The 19,509-nt window shown below is 70.0% G+C and carries 18 protein-coding genes; 6 read left to right on the top strand and 12 right to left on the bottom strand.

Translation table 11 applies throughout. The features are described 5' to 3' along the window. Positions 1-119: 119 nt before the first annotated feature. A complete protein-coding gene (locus ACYVD1_RS32635; RefSeq protein WP_460778307.1) occupies positions 120-752 on the bottom strand; it encodes a hypothetical protein in 633 nt (210 codons plus the stop codon). Between the two features lie 352 nt (positions 753-1,104). Here ACYVD1_RS32635 and ACYVD1_RS32630 point away from each other — a divergent pair, with 352 nt between their 5' ends. Continuing rightward, positions 1,105-1,965, top strand: coding sequence for a class I SAM-dependent methyltransferase (locus tag ACYVD1_RS32630; protein WP_460778306.1), 861 nt, complete (start codon positions 1,105-1,107; stop codon positions 1,963-1,965). Between the two features lie 326 nt (positions 1,966-2,291). Here ACYVD1_RS32630 and ACYVD1_RS32625 read toward each other — a convergent pair whose 3' ends face one another. The 3 genes from ACYVD1_RS32625 to ACYVD1_RS32615 form a co-directional block, all read right to left on the bottom strand. Further along, on the bottom strand, positions 2,292-3,641 hold the full coding sequence (locus ACYVD1_RS32625; RefSeq protein WP_460778305.1) for a hypothetical protein: 1,350 nt from the start codon (positions 3,639-3,641) through the stop codon (positions 2,292-2,294). 309 nt (positions 3,642-3,950) lie between these two features. Further along, positions 3,951-5,177, bottom strand: coding sequence for an FAD-dependent monooxygenase (locus ACYVD1_RS32620; RefSeq protein WP_460778304.1), 1,227 nt, complete (start codon positions 5,175-5,177; stop codon positions 3,951-3,953). Further along, positions 5,174-5,692, bottom strand: coding sequence for a GbsR/MarR family transcriptional regulator (locus tag ACYVD1_RS32615; protein ID WP_460778303.1), 519 nt, complete (start codon positions 5,690-5,692; stop codon positions 5,174-5,176). Before ACYVD1_RS32615 ends, ACYVD1_RS32620 begins: the two co-directional genes overlap by 4 nt. A 231-nt stretch (positions 5,693-5,923) precedes the next feature. Here ACYVD1_RS32615 and ACYVD1_RS32610 point away from each other — a divergent pair, with 231 nt between their 5' ends. From ACYVD1_RS32610 to ACYVD1_RS32590, 5 genes are all read left to right on the top strand, one after another. Then, on the top strand, positions 5,924-6,448 hold the full coding sequence (locus tag ACYVD1_RS32610; protein ID WP_460778302.1) for a histidine kinase: 525 nt from the start codon (positions 5,924-5,926) through the stop codon (positions 6,446-6,448). A gap of 79 nt (positions 6,449-6,527) precedes the next feature. After that, on the top strand, positions 6,528-7,325 hold the full coding sequence (locus ACYVD1_RS32605) for a DUF4097 family beta strand repeat-containing protein (protein WP_460778301.1): 798 nt from the start codon (positions 6,528-6,530) through the stop codon (positions 7,323-7,325). Positions 7,326-7,353: 28 nt separating this feature from the next. Beyond that, complete coding sequence (locus tag ACYVD1_RS32600; RefSeq protein WP_460778300.1) at positions 7,354-8,319, top strand: ATP-binding cassette domain-containing protein; 966 nt, start codon at positions 7,354-7,356, stop codon at positions 8,317-8,319. Beyond that, the gene (locus ACYVD1_RS32595) at positions 8,316-9,101 is read left to right on the top strand and encodes an ABC transporter permease (RefSeq protein WP_460778299.1); all 786 of its coding nucleotides are present in this window, start codon (positions 8,316-8,318) and stop codon (positions 9,099-9,101) included. The genes ACYVD1_RS32600 and ACYVD1_RS32595 overlap by 4 nt, the downstream gene beginning before the upstream one ends. 45 nt (positions 9,102-9,146) lie before the next feature. Beyond that, entirely contained in the window at positions 9,147-10,352 is a 1,206-nt protein-coding gene (locus ACYVD1_RS32590) for a cytochrome P450 (RefSeq protein WP_460778298.1), read from the top strand. A 107-nt stretch (positions 10,353-10,459) separates the two neighbouring features. Here the strand turns inward: ACYVD1_RS32590 and ACYVD1_RS32585 are convergent, their stop codons facing one another. The 8 genes from ACYVD1_RS32585 to ACYVD1_RS32550 all read right to left on the bottom strand — a co-directional run. Then, entirely contained in the window at positions 10,460-11,374 is a 915-nt protein-coding gene (locus ACYVD1_RS32585; protein WP_460778297.1) for an SDR family NAD(P)-dependent oxidoreductase, read from the bottom strand. Between the two features lie 144 nt (positions 11,375-11,518). After that, a complete protein-coding gene (locus ACYVD1_RS32580) occupies positions 11,519-13,090 on the bottom strand; it encodes a fluoroquinolone export ABC transporter permease subunit (protein ID WP_460778296.1) in 1,572 nt (523 codons plus the stop codon). Then, positions 13,087-13,962, bottom strand: coding sequence for an ABC transporter ATP-binding protein (locus ACYVD1_RS32575; RefSeq protein ID WP_460778295.1), 876 nt, complete (start codon positions 13,960-13,962; stop codon positions 13,087-13,089). Before ACYVD1_RS32575 ends, ACYVD1_RS32580 begins: the two co-directional genes overlap by 4 nt. After that, positions 13,955-14,542 carry a TetR family transcriptional regulator gene (locus ACYVD1_RS32570; RefSeq protein WP_460778294.1) on the bottom strand — a complete coding sequence of 196 codons (588 nt, stop codon included), beginning with the start codon at positions 14,540-14,542 and terminating at the stop codon, positions 13,955-13,957. The genes ACYVD1_RS32575 and ACYVD1_RS32570 overlap by 8 nt, the downstream gene beginning before the upstream one ends. A gap of 211 nt (positions 14,543-14,753) precedes the next feature. Next, positions 14,754-15,428: a potassium channel family protein gene (locus tag ACYVD1_RS32565; protein WP_460778293.1), complete on the bottom strand. Its 675-nt coding sequence runs from the start codon at positions 15,426-15,428 to the stop codon at positions 14,754-14,756. 29 nt (positions 15,429-15,457) lie between these two features. Then, entirely contained in the window at positions 15,458-16,909 is a 1,452-nt protein-coding gene (locus tag ACYVD1_RS32560) for a TrkH family potassium uptake protein (RefSeq protein WP_460778292.1), read from the bottom strand. A 178-nt stretch (positions 16,910-17,087) separates the two neighbouring features. Next, positions 17,088-18,041, bottom strand: coding sequence for an alpha/beta fold hydrolase (locus tag ACYVD1_RS32555; protein ID WP_460778291.1), 954 nt, complete (start codon positions 18,039-18,041; stop codon positions 17,088-17,090). Positions 18,042-18,188: 147 nt separating this feature from the next. After that, positions 18,189-19,509: PEP-utilizing enzyme (locus ACYVD1_RS32550; protein ID WP_460778290.1), on the bottom strand; the 1,321-nt coding region annotated here is incomplete at its 5' end.

The raw sequence follows: 19,509 nt of genomic DNA, 5'->3' as shown, positions 1-19,509 counted from the left end.
CAACGGGGCCTCCGGGTGCAGGTGGATCTTGGTCGATTTCCTGCTTCTATCGGAGGTCCCGTTGTTTTGTCATGGGTGCAGGGGTGTGGTGTTACGGACTTGACATCGGGCCCGGAGCGCTAACTACACGGTCTTGAGGTCTGCGTGCCCAACTCCTCGACGTGGATCCTGCGGCAGCTTTTCGTGCAGTAGCCGTAGACCTCGCCGTCGTGCACCAGGGTTACCGCGCCGTCGTCCATCTCGACAACCATGTCGCAGACCGGATCGTGCACCGTTCCCGGGCGTGGTCCTGGAACAGGGCCCCGCCCTCGGACCTCCGCACGTCGACGCCGGGTGACCAACCGCTCGATCTCCGGTGTCGACAACGTCCGTCCGTCCATCCCCCAACTACCGTCACGGACGCCGCGGACCTCTACCCAGATCCGTGGCTGGTCGTCGGGAGCGGCCTCCTTCGCCGCGTCGAAGATGATCCGGGTGAAGCGCCGGACCAACTCCCCGCGCACCTGCTTCACCCACGGCGCCGGCACACTGACCCGTGCGATGTACCGCGTGTTCTGACGGCCCACAGTCCGATCGCCGGCGATCCACGTCTCGGGCTCCAGCAGCATGACCTGGGTGAGGGCCCGCGCATCCTCGAGAACCGTCGGGGAATGCTCGTCCTCGTCCATGAACTCGACGAGTCGGTGTGCGAGCTGCTCGCGCCGTTGCGGGCTAAGAACGCCCTTGGGCACATAGAGCTCCACCAGCAACATCACACATCACTCCACTTCCGCGGCCGAAACGGGCCCGGCCTCGGTCGGTAGGCGCACGGCCGGGATTCCCCCCACCTTCTCCGTTCGCGGCCCTGCCGGCATCCGGTCCCGGGCTACTTCGGCGCCTGCGCACAGCGGGGGTTCCCGGAGCAGCACTACGTCCGCTGGAGTAGCCGACAGTGCCGCCCTGCGGGGGACGCGCGTCCGGGGGCGGGCCGCCTAGGTTCGACCCGTGTGGCTCCGGTGGATCGCACTACCGGGTCCGGTTCACCCGGCGGGAGTGGAGCACACCGACGGCAGCGGTGAGCCGGTGGTCACAGCGAGCAGGGCACGCCAAGGCAAAGGGGAACGCATGTCGCCCGAGATCGTCAACACACACCAGTACGAGGCCTGGAACGGGTACGAGGGCCAGCACTGGGCCGACAATCATGAACGCTACGACGCCATGGTCGGCAGCGGGAACCGGGCGCTTTTCCAAGCGGCGGACATCCAACCCGCGGATCGGGTGCTGGACATCGGATGTGGCAACGGACTTACGACCCGGCGTGCGGCGACGTGGGCATCGGACGGTCACGCGCACGGTATCGATCTGTCGGGACCGATGTTGGCCCGGGCCCGCGTGACGGCTGAGGAGAAGGCGATAGCGAACGTTCGGTTCGAACAGGGCGACGCGCAGGTCCACCCGTTCCCGCGCGCGTCGTACGACGTCGCCATCAGTCGTGGCGGGGTGTGGTACTTCAGCGACCCCGTCGCCGCGTTCACCAATATCGCCTCCGCGCTCCGCGGCAGCGGTCGGCTCGCCATCGCCACTCCTTCCCGGGAGGCGCCGGAACGCGGTGGCTTCCCGGACATCTTCGGGATCATGTGGGAACACGTCCCGGACACGCCGAGCCTGTCGGTCGACGACGACACCACGGGAGCCGCCACGCTCTCCACCCCGGAGGGCGTCACCGAGGTGCTGTCGGCAGCCGGGTTCGTCGATGTCCGACCGGTACCCTCCCGCGCCGAGATGTACCTCGGGCGTGACGCGGAGGAAGCGACGACGTTCCTGTTCAGCATGGGGCCGATCCGGCACTGGTTCCGCGACGTCGACGAGGAGGGTCGGCAGCAGGCACGGGCCGCCGTGGTGCGTGCACTGGCCGAGCACACGGATGCCCGAGGGGTACGGCAGCCGGCGACGGGCCTGTTGACCACCGCGGTGAAACCGGAGTGACCAATGTGTGCCCTTGGACAACCGCGGCGTAAGGCGAGGCCGGTGCCGCAGTCCTCGCGCTCGCGGATGAAGGGCTGCGTCCCGCCTGCGGTGCGTCGCCGGGCGGCCCACTGGTTGTCGCGGTACCGGCGGACTCGAACGTGCGGGACCCGCCGGCCGCGACCCGTTGCGGTGCCGGTTCGGCCCCCTGTCGCTTCCCGCGCTCTACCCGGTGAGCAGGAAGGCCATCCAGGCCGAGGAGGTGCGCGCGGAGCGGGCGAAGGCTACGGACCACCCCGGCCCCGAGGTGACCTGCAGCCTGACCGGTTCTCCACCCCGGGGCGGGGTCAATCCCCCGGGACGTAGAGTCGCAGGTCGTCGATGTGTGCGCTGCCTTCGTAGAAGTTCATGTGGGGTTGGCCGATGAGGAAGTAGTCGGGGTAGGCGGAGCCGTCCGGCCAGACGTCCTCGTCGACGTAGGTGCCGTTGGGGGAGGGGTAGGTCCAGTCGGTGTTGTGTTCACCGGAGTACTCGTCGGCGGTCTGGTTGTAGTGCCAGACGGGGTGATCGCCGTCGTCGAAGGGGCGCTCGTAGCGGAGGGTGTGCTCTCCGATGTGCCGGAATTCGCCGGAGACCTCCATGACGTAGTGGCCGTCGCGGCGCTCGACGGCGAAGACGTAGTCCCGGTCGGGCATGGCCTCGGGGACGAGGTCGGCCTGGCTGACGATGCCGCCGCCGACTTCGGTGCCGCACTCGCTGTCCATGACGTACTCGGTGCCGGGCTGGTCCTCGTAGCGCCGCTCGTCGGTCATGAAGAGCATGTTCACGCCGTTGCCGCTGGCCCATTCGTAGGGCTGGAGCTCGCCGGAGTCGGCGTCGCAGTAGCGTAGGCCGTCGCCGGTGAACTCGTAGCGGTTGTAGCCGTCCATGACGACCTTGCGGTGGTTGTGGATGAACACGTTGTTGCGCGGTGCGGGCTGCTCGTAGTCCATGATCGACAGGAAGTAGAAGCCGTTGGAGTCGGTGGTCACGTCGTGCCACTCGCACTCCGGCGGGGTGAAGTCACCTGACGCGCCCCAGGGGAAGTTGGTCTTGCAGTCGGAGGGCTCGTAGCCGTTCACCTTGCCGTCGTAGTCCCATTCGCCGTCCCGCTGGCCGCCGAAGTCGATCGTCTTCAGCGTGACCTCGACCCGGTACTCCTCGGGGAGTTCGTCGGTGGAGCGCAGGACGACGCCCCCGTCGTGGGAGGGATTCTCGAACAGTCCGGCAGGCCCGGAGCCGGGAACCTCGTCGCTGGAGAAGGCGGGTTCGTTGCCGTCGGAGTCTCCGCGCTTGGCGAGTTCGGCCGTGAGCCAGCCGTCGTCGCCGAAGGAGAACGAGCGCCGGTGCAGGTCGATGCCGTCCAGGTGCTCGTCGAAGGCCGGGCCGCCGATGGTGCGGAAGTAGTCGCCGTCGTTGTCGTAGCCGTCCACGTCGTAGGGGCTTGACGGGCCGTCCTTGTCGGGGAACCATCCGGTGTCGTCGTACTGCGCGACCTCTTCGAAGCCTTCCTCGTGGACCAGTTGCCAACCGTTGCCCGGGCTGCTGCCCGGGTCCCGGTCAGAACCGGTGTCCGCGGCCGAGGCCGCGGTCATCGCGGGTCCCGCGATGACGGCAACAGCCACGGCGCTGGCCCAGCGCATCACCTGACGTGCCATTCCACCCTCCTCAGGGTGCGTTCGTCTTCCGAAGCCCTCAGCTTCCCCCGGCGGGGGCGGGAGCACTATGGGGGCGCGCCAGAAAGTCGGGGCGCCAGGGCCTCGAAGGAACCCTTGGCAGGAGTCCCCGGGTACCGGTGCACCGCGTACAGCCGATCCACGGCGGCGAGCCGGTCGAGGACGCCCACAAGCGGCCGGTGACAGGGCTGTCGCCTCCGTCAAGCGCGGTCAGGGGCTCGTAGACCAGGGGCCTCCTGCGCGCTCCACCGAGGGGGTGTGATGACTTGTGTCCCGGGGCCGGGCACTGACTTACTCCTGCTCCGGCGGTGCTCCGGTGTTCGGTTCCGGAGCCGGAGGTTCGGGCGGCTCCCAACCCCACAACCGGGACAATGCCCGCTCGGCCCATCGGGGCCAGTGAGACGACGGCACCAGTGACGTCACGGCCGCCATCGCGGCGTGGCCGGACCAGCTCGGAGAGAGGTTCTGAGCGGCGCTCCTACGAGCCTGCGCGGCCACCCACTGAGAGCGTGGGCGGCGCTCGGAGTCGTAGCGCGCCAGCCCTTCCTCCACCCCGTCCGAGACGGCGAGCGAAGACGCCAGCACCACCGCGTCCTCCAGCGCCTGACCGGCCCCCTGGGCCAGGTCCGGGCACATCAGGTGTGCTGCGTCACCCAGCAGCGCGACCCTCCCGTTCGCGAAGTGGTCCAGAGGGGCGAGGTCGAACACGTCGTGGTGGAGCACGTCCGAAGCCGGGGTGGCCACCACCAGATCGCGCAGATCACCTGGCCAGGAAGCGATCCTGCGCAGTACTTCGGCGCGTTCGTTGTCGTGACGGGTGCCGGGGTGCTCGGAACGGCAGACCAGTGCCCAGTAGACCCGGCCCCTGGCCACGGGCATGGCGAGTGCGTAGGAGCCGCGCCCCATCACCATGAAACCCCGCTCCAGTGGCGCGCGGGCGGTCCCCCGCCAGACCGTGCCTCCGGTGAACCGGGGGGGGTCCGCGTCGGGCCACAGGGCGCGCCTTACGATGCTGTTCGCGCCGTCGGCCCCGATCACCAGGTCGGCCCGCAGCTCTCGGTCCATGAGCTCGACCACGGCGCCTCCCGGCTCCGGCCGCAGCCCGGTCACCTCCGCCCCGGTACGCAGCCATGTGGCCGGGACCGATTCGAGGAGAACACGGTGCAGGTCCGAACGGTGGAAGCCGAGTAGGGGGGACGTGCTTCCGTGGGGTGCCGTCACCAGCCGCCGCCCAGACGGCAGCCGCAGCTCGAAGGGGCCGTAGAAGGGAACACCGACGGCGCGCACGCGGTCACCCACCCCGAGGGCGTCCAGGGCGCGCAGGGCGTTGGGAGACTGGGACATGCCCGCTCCGACCTCACCGAAGCAGGGCGACCGCTCCAGCACGGTCGCGGTCCAACCGATCCGGCGCAGTGCCAGGGCGGTGGCCAGCCCTCCGATACCGCCGCCGATGACCACCGCGGCTCCTCGGGGCGTGCCGTGCGTCCGTGCGGGAGCGGTCCCCGGAGTCCGGTTCACGGGTGTTCCCCGCGCGAGTCGGTGATTGAGCGGGGTGCCGGTGTGCAGGCTTCGCCATCCACCCCGCCCATGGACACGACATCGCCCAACAGGTCCTGGAGCCGGTGTATGACCTGGTCGGCCTGGCGTACGCGCCGCGACCGTTCGCTCCCGGACCCGAGCATGTCGATCCCTTCGGCCGTGAGCGCCCGGAAGGACTGCAACGCCGCTACCTGCTGTTCGACCACCACCTGCCAGGCGTTGTCGACCAAACGGTAGTAGGTGGTCCGTGAGCCGGGGCGGTTGATCCGTTCCACGAAGCCCACGCTGGTGAGCTGCCGGAGGTTGGGGGTCATCGACCCCCGGCTCGCCCCGATCGCCTCCGCGATCTGTCCGGCCGACTGCTCGACGGGGTCGCAGACCATGAGCCAGCCCAACACGCGGCCGGTGATCGGCGGCATGCCGTCTACCGCGGTCAGGTGGGTGGCGATGCGGTCAACCCAGTCCAGGAGTCGGGCGCGCTCGTCGACAGACATATTCATCTCCGATGGTCATTTCAGTCACTGCTGAATTTAAGGCGGAGGCCAGGGCCTGTCAACAGGCCGGGACGAACCGCGCCGCCAAACCTTGGGTCCGCGGGCGGCACTGGCAGCGCCACCGGACTCTCCTCGTCCGGAGTTAGGACTCAACCCCGGATTCTGTGCCTCGGGCGCCAATTACCATCAAGGGGCTTGACGTGACGTCACGAATGACGTCATCATGACTTCATGGAACTCATGCCGTACGTCGACGAACTACGCCGCCAGCTCCTGGTGGCGGCCGAAGCCGGGGACGAGGACACTCGGGCCGTCGCTGAGCGCCTCAGTGCGGCCTTGGCGCCCGCATCGCGCCTGACCTTGCTGGACGCCCTGTCGGCCGCAGCGGACGAGATCACCCGGGACCTCGCGCCCGGATCGGTGGAGATCCGGCTCCGGGGAGAGCGGACCGAGTTCGTCGTCACGCCACCTCCGTCCGATGAGTCCTACGAGGGCGATTCGTTGACGCCCGACCGGCGTCAGAGTGACGTCGCTCCGCTGCTCCTCGAAGGTGAGGACGGGGGCACCTCGCGGATCACGCTGAGGCTGCCCGACCACCTCAAGCCACGGGTGGAGGAGGCGGCCCGGGCCGAGGGGCAGTCGGTCAACGCCTGGCTGGTCCGGGCCGTGGCCGAGGCGCTCGACTCCCGGGACCGCCGGACCGAACCGCGCGCCAGCCGCCAGGTCGGGCGCGGCTACACCGGCTGGGTCCGCTGACCGGGGCCGGACCCCGAACGACACCACCGCGTCTCCCACCAGCGGAGGCGACCACCACCGCAACGCCAGGGAGACAGCCGTGCCCGCCTTCGACACCCCCGAACCCATCACCGCCGACATCACCGTGGTCTCCGGCACCCTCCAGCTCATCGCCGGGAACCGCGCCGAGACCACCGTCGAGGTCCGCCCGCGCGTCGAGCACAAGGACAGTGACGTACGCGTCGCGGAACTGGTCGAGGTCGACTACGCCAGCGGCCGTCTCGAAGTCCGCGACCCCCAGCCCTCCGTCCTGGGCCGCATGATCGGGCGTAAAAGCATGGTCGACATCACCGTCGAACTGCCCGCGGGCTCGCGCGTCCACGCCGAGTGCGGGTTCGGCAGCATCCGCTGTGAGGGGAGCCTGGGAGCCTCCGAGGTCTCCGTCTCCCACGGCAACATCACGGTGGGCCGCATCACGGGCAACACCAAACTCATCACGGGCCACGGCTCGATCCGGGCGGACGAGATCGACGGTTCCGCCGTGGTCAAGTCCACCAGTGGCGCCATCACCCTCGGCCAGGTGACCGGCGAGCTGCGGGCCAATTCCGCGCTCGGAGACATCACCGCCGACCGCGCCTTGGGCTCGGTCACCGCGCGTGCCACCCACGGCAGCATCCGGCTCGGCCAGGTGGCGGAGGGCATCGTCAGCGTGGAGACCTCCTACGGCGAAGTGGAGCTCGGCGTCAGCGAGGGCACCGCCGCCTGGCTGGACGCGGCCTCCACCAAGGGCGCCGTGCGCAGCTCCTTGGAAGCCGCCGACAGCCCCGATTCCGACGAACAGACCGTCGAAGTACGGGCCCGCAGCGTCTGGGGCGACGTCCTGGTCCACCGGGCCTGATAGCAACCCGGAGCGAAAGGAGAAAGACATGACCCAGCACAACCCCGGGGCGGCCATCGCGGCCAACGGGCTGCGCAAGTCCTACGGCGACCACGTCGTCCTGGACGGCGTCGACCTGGACATCCCCTCGGGAACCGTGTTCTCACTGCTGGGCCCCAACGGGGCCGGCAAGTCCACCGTCGTGAAGATCCTGTCCACCCTGATCGGCGCCGACGGCGGCCAGGCCAGGGTCCTCGGGCACGACGTGGCCACCGAGCCCGAAGCGGTGCGCACCGCGATCGGCGTCACCGGTCAGTACTCGGCGGTGGACGGCCTGCTCACCGGGCACGAGAACCTGATGCTCATGGCGAAGCTGAACCGCCTGGGCCAGGCCGACGCGAACCGGCGCGCCACCGAACTGCTGGAGCGGTTCGACCTCGTCGACGCGGCGGGCAAGACCGCGGCCACCTACTCCGGGGGCATGCGCCGACGGCTCGACCTGGCGATGACCCTGGTGGGCGAGCCGCGGCTGATCTTCCTCGACGAGCCCACCACCGGGCTGGACCCCCGCAGCCGCCGGGACATGTGGCAGACCATCCGCGACCTCGTGGACGACGGCGTCACCGTATTCCTCACCACGCAGTACCTGGAGGAGGCCGACCAGCTCGCCGACCGGATCGCGGTCCTGGACCACGGCGCGATCGTGGCCCAGGGCACCGCCGCCGAGCTCAAGCGCCGCGTCCCCGGCGGCCACGTCCGGCTGCGCTTCACCGAGGCCGAGGCGTTGGAGTCGGCGGCCCGGGCGCTGGGCGGTGAGGCCGACACCGATGTCCTGGCGCTCAAGGTGCCCGGAAACGGAGGGGTCGCCTCCCTGCGCGAACTGCTGGAACGCCTCGACACCGAGGCGATCCATCCCGAGGAGCTGTCGGTGCAGACCCCGGCACTCGACGACGTCTTTCTCGCGCTCACGGGGAGCCGGAGGGCTGACGACAACGCACGGAAGGCGAACCGATGACCACTCTCACCCACGCCCTGGGCGACTCGGCCACGATGGTGGCGCGCCAGTTGCGGCACATGCAGCGCTACCCCTCCATGACGCTGACCCTCATGGGCATGCCCGTCGTCTTCCTCCTGCTGTTCGTGTACGTCTTCGGCGGTGCGATGGGTGCTGAGGGGGCCGCGGGAAACCGAGCCGACTACGCCAACTACATCGCTCCCGGGATCATGCTGATCACGGTGGCCAGCGCGGCCCAAGGTACGGCCATCTCGGTGGCCATGGACATGACCGAGGGCATCGTCGCCCGGTTCCGCACCATGGCGATCGCCCGGGTCTCGGTCCTGACCGGGCACGTGGTCGGGAGCCTCATCCAGGCCATGCTGACCGTGGCCGTGGTCACCGCCGTGGCGGTGCTGATCGGGTTCCGGCCCAGTGCGGGCCCGGCGGAGTGGATGGCGGCAGTCGGTCTGCTGGCGCTGGTCTCGTTCGCACTTACGTGGCTGTCGGTGGCGCTGGGCCTGGTCGCCAAGACCGTCGAATCGGCCAGCAACCTGCCGTTGCCGCTAATCTTCCTGCCCTTCCTGGGCAGCGGCTTCGTGCCCACCGAGACCCTGCCCGCGGGGGTTCGGTGGTTCGCCGAGTACCAGCCCTTCACCCCCGTCATCGAGACCCTGCGCGGCCTGCTGACGGGCACCGAGATCGGAAGCAGCGGAGTGCAGGCCATCGCCTGGTGCCTCGCCATCGCCCTGGCCTCCTACCTGTGGGCGAAGAAGCTGTACAACCGTGACCCCGCGGCCTAGGTCGCAGCCGACCGAACAACCATCACCGCGAGACAAGGAACGACCATGAGTGCACCTCTGCACATCCTCACGACGATGCCCGCCGAACGCCGGACCGGCTGCCCCTTCGACCCGCCACCGGAGCTGGTCGACGCGCGTGCGCACGGACCCATCAGCCGGTACGTCTTCCCCGGCGGCAAGCCCGGCTGGCTGGTCACCGGTTACGAACTGGTCCGTTCGGTCCTGGCCGACCCGCGGTTCAGCTCACGCAAGGACCTCATGCTCCACCCGACCATCGACATCACCGGAATGGAGATACCTCCGGTGCCGCCCGGCGAGTTCCTCCTCATGGACGATCCGCAGCACAACCGCTACCGGAAACCGTTAGTGGGCAAGTTCACCGCCCGGCGGATGCGCAAGCTCACCGAGCGCGTCGAGCAGATCACCGCCGAGCGCCTGGACGCCATGGAGGACGCCGGGCCGCCAACGGACCTGGTGACGGCCTTCGCCAAGCCCGTCCCCGCCATCATGATCTGCGAGCTGCTGGGGGTGCCCTACGAGGACCGGGGCTCCTTCCAGGAGAACATCGAGTCGTTGATGGACGGGGAGACCAGCGACGAGGACCTGATCGCGGCCGTCACCGCGACCCAGGAGTACCTCGCCGAGCTCGTGGTCACCAAGCGGGCGAACCCCACCGACGACGTGCTCAGCGACCTCACCGACAGCGACCTGACCGACGAGGAGCTGAGGGGCATGGCCCTGATCCTGCTCGGGGCCGGGTTCGACACCACCGCGAACATGCTGGCACTGGGCACCTTCGCGCTGCTGCGCAACCCGGCGCAGCTGGCCGCGCTGCGCGCCGACCCCGGACTCGCCGACGGGGCGGTGGAGGAGCTACTGCGGTACCTGAGCGTCGCCAAGACGTTCATGCGCACGGCCCTGGATGACGTCGAGCTCGGCGGTCAGACCATCGAGGCCGGCACGGTGGTGATCCTGTCCTACAGCACCGCCAACCGTGACCCCGAGCGCTTCCCCGACCCGCACGCGCTCGACATCCGCAGGCAGGACGGCGGGCACCTGGCCTTCGGCCACGGCATCCACCTGTGTTTGGGGCAGCAGTTGGCCCGAGTCGAGATGGGGGTCGCGCTCCCCGCACTGTTCGAGCGCTTCCCCACGCTGCGCCTGGCCGTTCCGGACGAGGAGGTCCGCCTGCGCCCGGAGGCCGCGGACGTCTACGGGGTCAAGAGCCTCCCGGTCACCTGGGACGTATAAGGACTGTCCGGTCCCGGTCCCCGCCCGGGACCGGTGCGTCGCCGACACACGAGGAGGCGGTTCTGCCCGGTCAGGGGTGCTGGTCCCGTCCAGGGCCGCACCGGCTCTCACCAGGCCCACTCCGGGTGTCCGGTCTCCTCCTGGGTGACCTGCCACAGGCGCTCGCGGGCCTCGTAGCCGTAGGCGAACGACGGTGCTGACACGGGTCGGCACCGTTCGTCGAGGTAGACCCCCCGCAGGGCGCTCCGGCCGCCGGCCCCCGCGTCGGCGGGGTCGTTCCAGGGATCCGGGCGGGTGGCTACGCGGGCGTAGGCCCGGGCCATCTGTTCCGGAGGGAGCGCGGCCCGGTTCTTCGGTGCGTACAGCGCACGGAGCAGCGGGGGCATCGCGGCCACCCTGTCGGCGTCGAGCCGTACGGCCGGAACCCGCAGGCAGACCACGTCGACCGCGCCCCGTGCGTGCTGGGCGAGACGCAGGCTCAGCATGACCTGGGCCAGCTTCGCGTGGTAGTAGGCCTTGGTCGGGCTGTACCAGCGGGGCGAGTCGAGTTCGTCGAAGCGGATCCTGATCCAGGGCATCGTGACGAGGCCCTTGCTGGCGACCGTGACCAGGCGCGGTGCCGGTGCTGCGGCCATGAGCGGGCTGAGCGCGGCGGTGAGCCGGTGTGGTCCCAAGTGGTTCGTGGCCCAGAAGAGTTCGTGCCCGTCGGCGGTGAACCGGGGTTCGCGCATCGTCTGGTCGAAGACGGCGGCGTTGTGGATCAGGACGTCCAGGTGGTCCAGCTCGCCGGTGAGTTCCGCCGCCGCGGACCGGACGGACGCGGGGTCGGCGAGATCGGTGACGACCAGCCGGGCCGGAACGGTCGCACGGCTGTTGACGCGTTCGAGGGCGGCTTCGCCCCGGGCCGTGTCCCGGCACAGGGCGTGGACGCTGTGCCCTTTGGCCGCCAGCTGTTCGGCCGCGCGGAGCCCGATCCCGGAGTTGGCTCCGGTGATGGCGATGGTGAGGGGTTTGTGGGACACGGAGGTCTTCCGTTCGCGGCAGGTGCGGATGAGAGCCCGTGCGGGATCGAAGCTCAGCTTATGCAACATCCCCTTCGGAGGAGGCGGTCGAGCTGTCCGGGGCGGCGCAGCACGCGGGTAGGTACCCGGGGTCGGCCGTGTTCCCTACGTGAGCAGGCGCGACCGTATCCGCCGGACCAGGACCAGGGCTGCGGCCACCGCGACCACCGACCCGCTGAGCAGGATCACCGGGAAGGGGACGGCGTCGCCCGGGTACCCGGGCAACGCCATCAGCGACCACGTGGGCGGCAGCACGAGCAGTGGAGACCACCAGGGCGCGGGCAGAACCCAGAGCAGCACCGGTGCCAGCACCGACACGGCCCCCACGCCCTTGACCACGACCAGGGCCTCGACCTTGTTGCCCGCGAACGCCGCGGTGGCCAGTACCACCATGGGCGCGAACAGTGCGGCCAACACCACGGCCGTGACCAGGCCCGGAGACACGGCCGGGGCCAGGCCCGACACGGGGACGGCGATCGCCAGTCCGACGAGGGCGAGAAGGACAGCCGTCCCCGTGCGGAATCCGAAGTAGGCGGTGAGCGACAGCGGCGAGACACGCAGCACCAGCAGGGTGCGGTCGTCGACGTCCTCGGTCACGCGAAGCGCGACCACGGTACCGACCATCACCGGGATGTGCAGCAGTACCAGGGCACCGAACACAGCGGTGGTGTGCGCGGCGGGGTCGAAGCCGTAGGTGGACCGCAGGAACTCGGCGAGCACCGGATAGGCCCACCGCAGTGCCAGCGCCAAGGGGAGGGGAGCCAGGGCGACGGCCAAGAGCAGCGGGTCACGCCGCACACCGACGAGTTCGTACCGGACCAGGCCCCAGAGGGGGTGGCCCCAGCGCCTGGGCACTGCGAGGCGGCGCCCGCGTGCCCGAGCAGGTTGGAGCACGGTGCTCCGAGGCGGACGGCCGTCGGCGTCCACTGGACCGGCCTCCGCGGACTCGGCTCCGGGGCCGCGCGGAACCGTCGCGACTTCGGTGGCGGGCCGGGCCGCCCACCAGCAGAAGGCAGCCGCACACCCCACCGCGTACAGGATCGCGATCGGCTCACCGAGACCCTCCGGCGTCCCCGCCTGACCGGTCAGACCGCGGCTGATCAGCTCGGCGCCCGCCGTGGTGGGAACGGCCCACAGGAGCGGGCTCTGGACCACGCCGGACAGGTGCAGCAGAGGGATCGTGATGAGCGGAGCGAGGGCCGGGGCGGTGGCGATCAGGGCGCCCTGGAACGTACGGGTGCGCGCACCCAGCCCCAGGCACGCGGCCACCAGCAGGACCGATGTGAGCGCGACCCCGGCCGCGGAGTATCCGAGCGCACCCAGGACTTGCCCGTAAGGCACGGTCACCGCCACCATGGGCACCGCCATGGCCACGGTCGGCAGAGTCAGGACCCCCACACGGATGAGCACGGCCTCTGCGGGGCTGACGGGGGTGACCGCCTTGGCGGCGCCGGTGCCCTCGACCCGCTCGAACATGAGTAGGCCGACGGCGAACAGCGCCCCGAACCCGGCCGTGTCGAGGAACAGGAGGTAGGGGACCAGTGCCTGCGCCCCCGACGCGGGCAGGGCCAGCAGCAGCCCGGTCCAGAGCACGGTCAGGACGGCGGCGACCGCCACGACGCCGTAGCGCCACACCAGTTTCGCCTCCAGCGCGAGCGTTCCGGTGAGGCGGTTCACAGCCGGACCTCCGTGACCGCAGCGAAGACGTCGTCGAGTGTGGCCTCACGGGTGTGCAGGGTCGTGACCGCGCCCGAGGCGACCAGGTCCGACAGCTCACCTCCGGCCCCCAGGTCCGCGAGGCCGAAGGTGCGCCGACGGGGCTGGCCCCCGGCCGTGTACTCGGCCACGACACCGGGTCGGCCGTAGCGGCGGCGGAAACCGTGCGGGGAGTCGACGGCGGCGATTCGCCCGTCGACGACGAAGGCGAGGCGGTCGCACAGGTGCTCGGCGGTGTGCATGTCGTGGGTGGTCAGGAAAACGGTAGTGCCCCGGTCCGCCTCGGCACGGACGACCTCGCGCAGTCGCGCCGCGCGCACGGGGTCCTGGCCCGAGGTGGGTTCGTCGAGGAAGAGTAGCCGGGGGCGGTTGAGCAGTGCCCGTGCCAGGCTGAGGCGCATCCTCATCCCCTTGGAGAAGGTGCTCAGCCGCTGGTCCGCGGCCCCTGCCAGGTCGACGAGGTCCAGCAGCCCGGCGGGGTCCGCTACGGGGCCGCGGTAGAGGGAGGCGAACGCCTCCAGGTTCTCCCGCGCCGTCAGCCGGGTGAACTCGGCGGGCAGCTCGAACCCGACCCCGATCCGCTCGTAGTAGTCCCTGCCCCACTCCGGAAGCGGGCGGCCGAGTACGCGCACACTGCCGCCGTAGCCGCGCAGCAGCCGGGTCAGTACGTGCTGGACCGTGGACTTTCCCGCCCCCGATGGGCCGAGGAATCCGAAGACCTCTCCCGCTCCTACGGAGAAGTCCATCTGCCGCACCGCGTCCCCTCCCGCGCCGCGGTAGCGCACGCGCAGGTCCGTCACGGAGATGACGTCGTCGTCGGTGTTCTCACTCATCGGGGGCTCCAGGGGGTTCGAGGGCGTCGAATGCCTCGTCCATGAGCGCGGGCAGGTCCGCCTCGCCGCCTCCCTCGACCCAGACGGTGATGGCGGTGGTGAGGGCCGCGACACCGGCGGAGGCGACGGCACGGGTCGCCAGCGGCGGTGCCTCGGCCTCGGAGGGGGCGCTGAGCCCCCTCTCGAAAGCGGTCTGGGACCCGCGCAGGCTCTCTCCCATGCGGGAGCGCAGGGCCGGTGTGCTCAGCATCAGCCGGGAGCGCAGCAGCAGGGCCTCCCGCTCCCGCGCGTACACGGCGGGTACCGCGCTCATGACCGCGTCGCGCACACGGCGCAGCGGAGGCTTCTCCTGGGGCTGGGAACGAACCAGTTCCTCGAGCATCGGGTCGTAGTCGTCCCGCAGGACCACGTCCTCTTTGGAGGGGAAGTAACGGAAGAACGTCATGTGCGATACACCCGCCTGGGCCGCGATCCGCGCGACGGTCGTGTCGTCGTATCCGTGCTCGGCGAACAGCTGGAACGCCGCCTCACGCAGTGCGTTCCTGGTGAGTTCCCGCTTCTGCTCACGCCAGTGCGCCATGTTCCCCGAGCCGGTTGATGTTAGTTGGTAACACGTTACTTGCTAACATTATTCGCGGAGGGCTTCCTTGTACAGCGTCAAGAGAGGGGCAGCGCGCCGACGGGCGTCCCCACGGCCAGGCGGGGGACAGTGAGAACCCGGAGAAGAGGGAGGGCGCGGCGGCAACGGGAAACCCGCGGACGGACGTGCGGCCACGGCCGCGCGGGCGCGCTCAGGGCGTCGACTCGGCGAACCGTTCCACGTCGTCGGTCCGACCGGCCACGACGATCACGTCACCCGTGCGCAGGCTTGTTTCCTGCGTCGCGTAGGTGAAGGTCTTCCCCCTGCGCTTGACCGACACCACCGTGACCCCGTACTTCTGCCGGACCTTCGTCTCTCCGAGCGGCTTGCCGATCAGCTCCCGTGGAGCCTTGGTCGTGCCCAGCGAGAACCCTTCCTCGAACTCCACGTAGTCGAGCATGCGTCCGGACAACAGGTGCGCGACGCGCTCTCCCATGTCGTGCTCGGGCAGCACCACGTGGTGGGCGCCGATCTGTTCCAGGATCCGTCCGTGGCGGCGGTTCATGGCCTTGGCCCAGATGTCCTGCACCCCGAGGTCGACCAGGAGGGAGGTGGCCAGGATGCTCTCCTCCAAGTGGTCGCCGATGGCCACCACCGCCCGGTGGAACTGGTGGGCGCCCACGTGGCGCAGGGCCTCTTCGTCGGTGGCGTCGGCGATGACGGTGTGGGTGAGCTGTTCGGTGTAGGTCTGGACCAGCCGCGGGTTCGTGTCCACCCCGAGTACTTCCCAGCCGCGCTTGACGAGTTCCAGGCAGAGGGAGCTGCCGAAGCGGCCGAGTCCGACGACCAGGGCGCGCTTGTCCAGGTTCCCTTTTCTGAGCGGCATGGTGCCTACCTTCTCCGTTCTGCGGGGTCTCAACCGATGATCGGTCGGGCTTCGGCGAGTTCGTAGCGGCGGTCGCGTTCCCGGAAGGCCAACGCGGTGACGAAAGTGATGGGGCCGATCCTCCCGGCCACCATGAGCACCGCCAGCAGGATCTGGGACCACTGGGGCAGATCGCCCGTGATGCCGGTGGACAGGCCGACGACCGCGAAAGCGGAGACGGTCTCGAACAGCACCTGGATGACGCTGAACGGTGTGGTGTGTACGAGCAGCACCGTGCTGACGGCGACGATCGTCGCGGAGAGGAACACCAGGCTCAGGGCCTGGCGGATCACCTCGGACGGCAGCTGCCGTCCGTAGACGTGGACCTTGTCGTGGGCCCGGACCTCGGCCAGGACCACCAGGAAGAGCACCGCGAGCGTGGCGACCTTGATGCCTCCGGCCGTCCCCGCGCTGCCGTTGCCGACGAACATGAGCATGATCGTCAGCAGCAGGGTGGAGTCCTCCATCTGCCCCGTCTCGACGACGTTCAGGCCCCCGCTGCGCGGCATCACTCCGTGGAAGACGCCATCGGTGACCCTGGCCCACCAGTCCAGTTGCCCCAGCGTGGCGGGGTTGTTCCACTCCATCAGGGTGATGAGGGCCGCCCCGGCGAAGAAGAGCAGGACGGTGGTCGTGATCGTGATCTTGGTGTGCAGGCTCCACTTGTGCGGTGTGCGGATGTGGCGGCGCAGCTCGATCAGGACGGGGAAGCCGATCCCGCCGAGGATGACGGCGACGGCGACCGGCAGGAGCACGAGGGCGTCGCCGGAGAAGCCGGTGAGGCTGTCGTCGTAGAGGGACAGGCCGGCGTTGTTGAAGGCCGAGACCGAGTGGAACAGGCCGACGTAGGCCGCCTCGCCGAAACCCAGGTCGTAGCCCAGCCACAGCCGCGGGGTGATCAGGACGAACACGGAGCTCTGGACGACCGCGAAGATGATCAGGACCCTGCTGACGACCCCGCGCACGTCACCGATCCACAGGCTGGGCGTCTCGGCCTGCACGCTGAGCTGCATTCGTAGGCCGAAACGGTGGATGACCGCGGTTCCCAGCAACGCGGCCAGCGTCATGATCCCCATGCCTCCGACCTGCATCAGCCCCAGGACGATCCCCTGGCCCCAACCGCTGAGGTCGTCGCCGATGGAGACGACGCTGAGCCCGCACACGGCCAACGAGGTGGTGGCGGTGAACAGGGCCGAGGTGAAGTCCAGACCCCCGCCTGACGTCGTGGCCCACGACGTCATCAGCAGTCCGGTGCCGATCAGGTCCACTGTCAGGAAGAGTAAGAGGAACACCCTGGCGGGCTTGTGCCATGACCGGGCCTCCTTGGCGGGCCGTCGGGCCGACCACCGCCGCAGAGGGGGAAATCGGTGTCCGGTACCCGGAACGGAACGTCGGATCAGACGGCGGAGGCCGATACCGCGGGTCCGCGCGGATTCACGCATGATCAGAGGTCATTTCTCGATGGAACGGATGGCGCGCCGCTTCGGCGTCGGTGGGGGGCCGCGGTGCGCCGGGTGCAGCGTAGTCGAACCCTGAAGCATCAGTGCACGGCAGCGCCGGGGTACTCCTGCGGGCTTGTTCGACGGGGCGTGGATGCCCGGCCGTCGGCCGGGGCGGGCCCTATGCCACGGTGGCTGGGAAGCCGCGCAAGAGCTCTCGGATCTGGTCGGGCCTGTCGTGCAGCGCGAGGTGCCCGGCGCCCTGCAGAGTCTGCACGCCGGTGTCCAGGAAGAGCCGGGCCGGGCTGTCGAGCAGGTACGGGGAGAACAAGGGGTCCTCAGAGCCAGTGGCGACGCTGGTCGGAACGTCGGCCCAACGGTGGTAGACCTCCGACTGCAGGGGGCGGGCAGGCAGGAGTGTGTGGACATGGCAGGAACGTCCTACCAGGGTCAACCACTCCACGAGTACGTCGTCACCGGAATCAGGTGCGGGGGCGGCACCCATGAGTCGAAGCAGTGATGCGCTGGTGGTCTCCTGCGGGCGGAGCCTCCACCGCAGGAAAGCGCCCATGAGCCGGGCCCCCAGACCCGGCGAGACCAGTCCTGCGGGATTGATCAGACAGACCCCGCCGACGAGCGGGCCGGGCGTGGAGCACAGAACGGCGACCGCGCCCGCCCCGCTGCCCAGGAGGATCACAGGCTGACTGGTGACTTGGGGGAGGACCTCGTCCAACCACGCACCATAGGCGGCCGACCGGGGGTCGGAGGGGAGGGCGCTGTCGCTGAGCCCGGGGTATCCCGGAAGGTCGGCTGCCAGCACGGGCCGGTCCTCGGCCAAGGCGTGCACAGCGCCCAGGAGGGTGGCCGTGTTGAGCACGGCTCCGGGAAGGATGAGCACCGGCGTTCCGGGGCCCCCTTCCGCGCTGAAGACACGGGTGGGCCCCAACGAGGTGGAGATCGCCGGATGCGCGCGCACAGCGGACTGTGCCGCGATGCGCCTGGAGCACCAGTCGTGGATGTCGCGTCGAACCGCTCCGGACCGGTAGACGTGCTGTTGGGAGGAGGCGGCGAACCGGTACATGTTGCCTGGTTTCGGGTAGAAGAAAACGATCGTCGACCAGACTTCCCGACTCACCTAACGGATAACTGTACGCCTCATCCTGGGGGTTGGTCACTGAATTCGGGGCACTTTTCGTCCTCCCCGCCACTCGGGTCCGCACGCTGGACACCACGGGCCGACTCGGCCGAGATCAAGACGGGTGCGCCGGGTCGGCCCCGCCGGTCATCCGGCAGCGGGGGAGGCGGGCCGGGGCGGACCGTCGACCAAGACGACGGTCCCCGCCGTGCCGTCGATCCTCAGCATGTCGCCGGTGCGGATCGCCGTGGTGGCGTCCCGAACGGAGATCACCGCGGGGATTCCGTACTCGCGGGCGACCGTGGGGCCGTGCGCGATCGGCGAACCGGTCTCGGAAACCAGCCCGGCGGCGGTCATGAACAGCGGCGTCCAACCGGGATCGGTGGTGGGGGCCACGAGGATCTCGCCCGGTTCGATCCGGGCGCCGACCGGGTCGAGGACGACGCGGGCCCGTCCCTCGGCCCGGCCCGGTGCCGCGGGCGCCCCGGGCAGCCCGCCCTCGACCGCGGGCGGAGGCGGCAGGGTTGCCTCCACATCGGTGCCGTCGGTCAGCAGCGTCCCCGGCACGGAGCGCCTACGCAGTTCGCGCAGATGGAAGCGGCGGCGTTCGGCCACCAGGTCCTGTTGCCCGATGCGCCCGACCACGGCCGAACGGATCTCGTCCGGGGCCAGGAAGAAGACGTCGCCGGCCTCTGTCAGCAGCCCTTGGGAAGCCAGGTCCTCGCCGACCAGAAGCAGCTGGCGGCGCATCTCCGCGAACGGCACCAGCCAGGCGAACTTGGCGTACTCGCGCATACCCGCGAGTGAGCGGGAGCGGCGCATGAGGAAGGCGGCGATCCGCCCGCGCACCGGGCGGGCCCGCACGGCCCGGGCACTGAGCTCGGCGAGCTTGGCCTCGGCGGCGGCCTCGGCCCGTTCGAACCGGCGGTCCGGAGCCTGTTCCGGGTCCTGCAGGAGCAGGTAGTTGGCGATCGACCCGAACACCGGAGCGGGGTCCTCGCGCCATCGGGACACACCGATGTCCACCTCGGCGGCGGCCCGGTGCCCGTAGGAATAGAGGAAGGACTCCAGCCCGATGTCGGGCAGGTCCCCGTGCAGGTACCTGGTGGAGAGCTCCTCCGGTGCCGTGCGGGTGAACAGTTCGCCGTGGGAGCGGGCGCGCTCGGCGATCCGCCACAGGGCCAGGTCCATCTCGGTGGTGACGTTGTGCGGCAGTCCGCCCAGGACGGTGTCGGCCTCCTCCTTGGCGGCGACGCCGTCGAGCAGGGCCGCCGGAGCCATGCTGGTGACGATGCCGGCGAAGACCGGACCGATCACCTCCATCAGATCCCGGCCGAGCATCGCGTCGAAGGCCTCTCCGGTGACCCAGTCCAGCCGTTGCACCGCACCCGCCCGGGCATCCGGTCCCCGCAGGGCACGGAGCCGGGCCACGGCGGCGTGGGCGCGGGCGCGCCCGGCCCGGGGGCGG

This window comes from Nocardiopsis nanhaiensis (assembly GCF_054778635.1).
The sequence above is the reverse complement of the archived record's forward strand: the minus strand, read 5'-3'. Positions and strand labels throughout refer to the sequence as shown.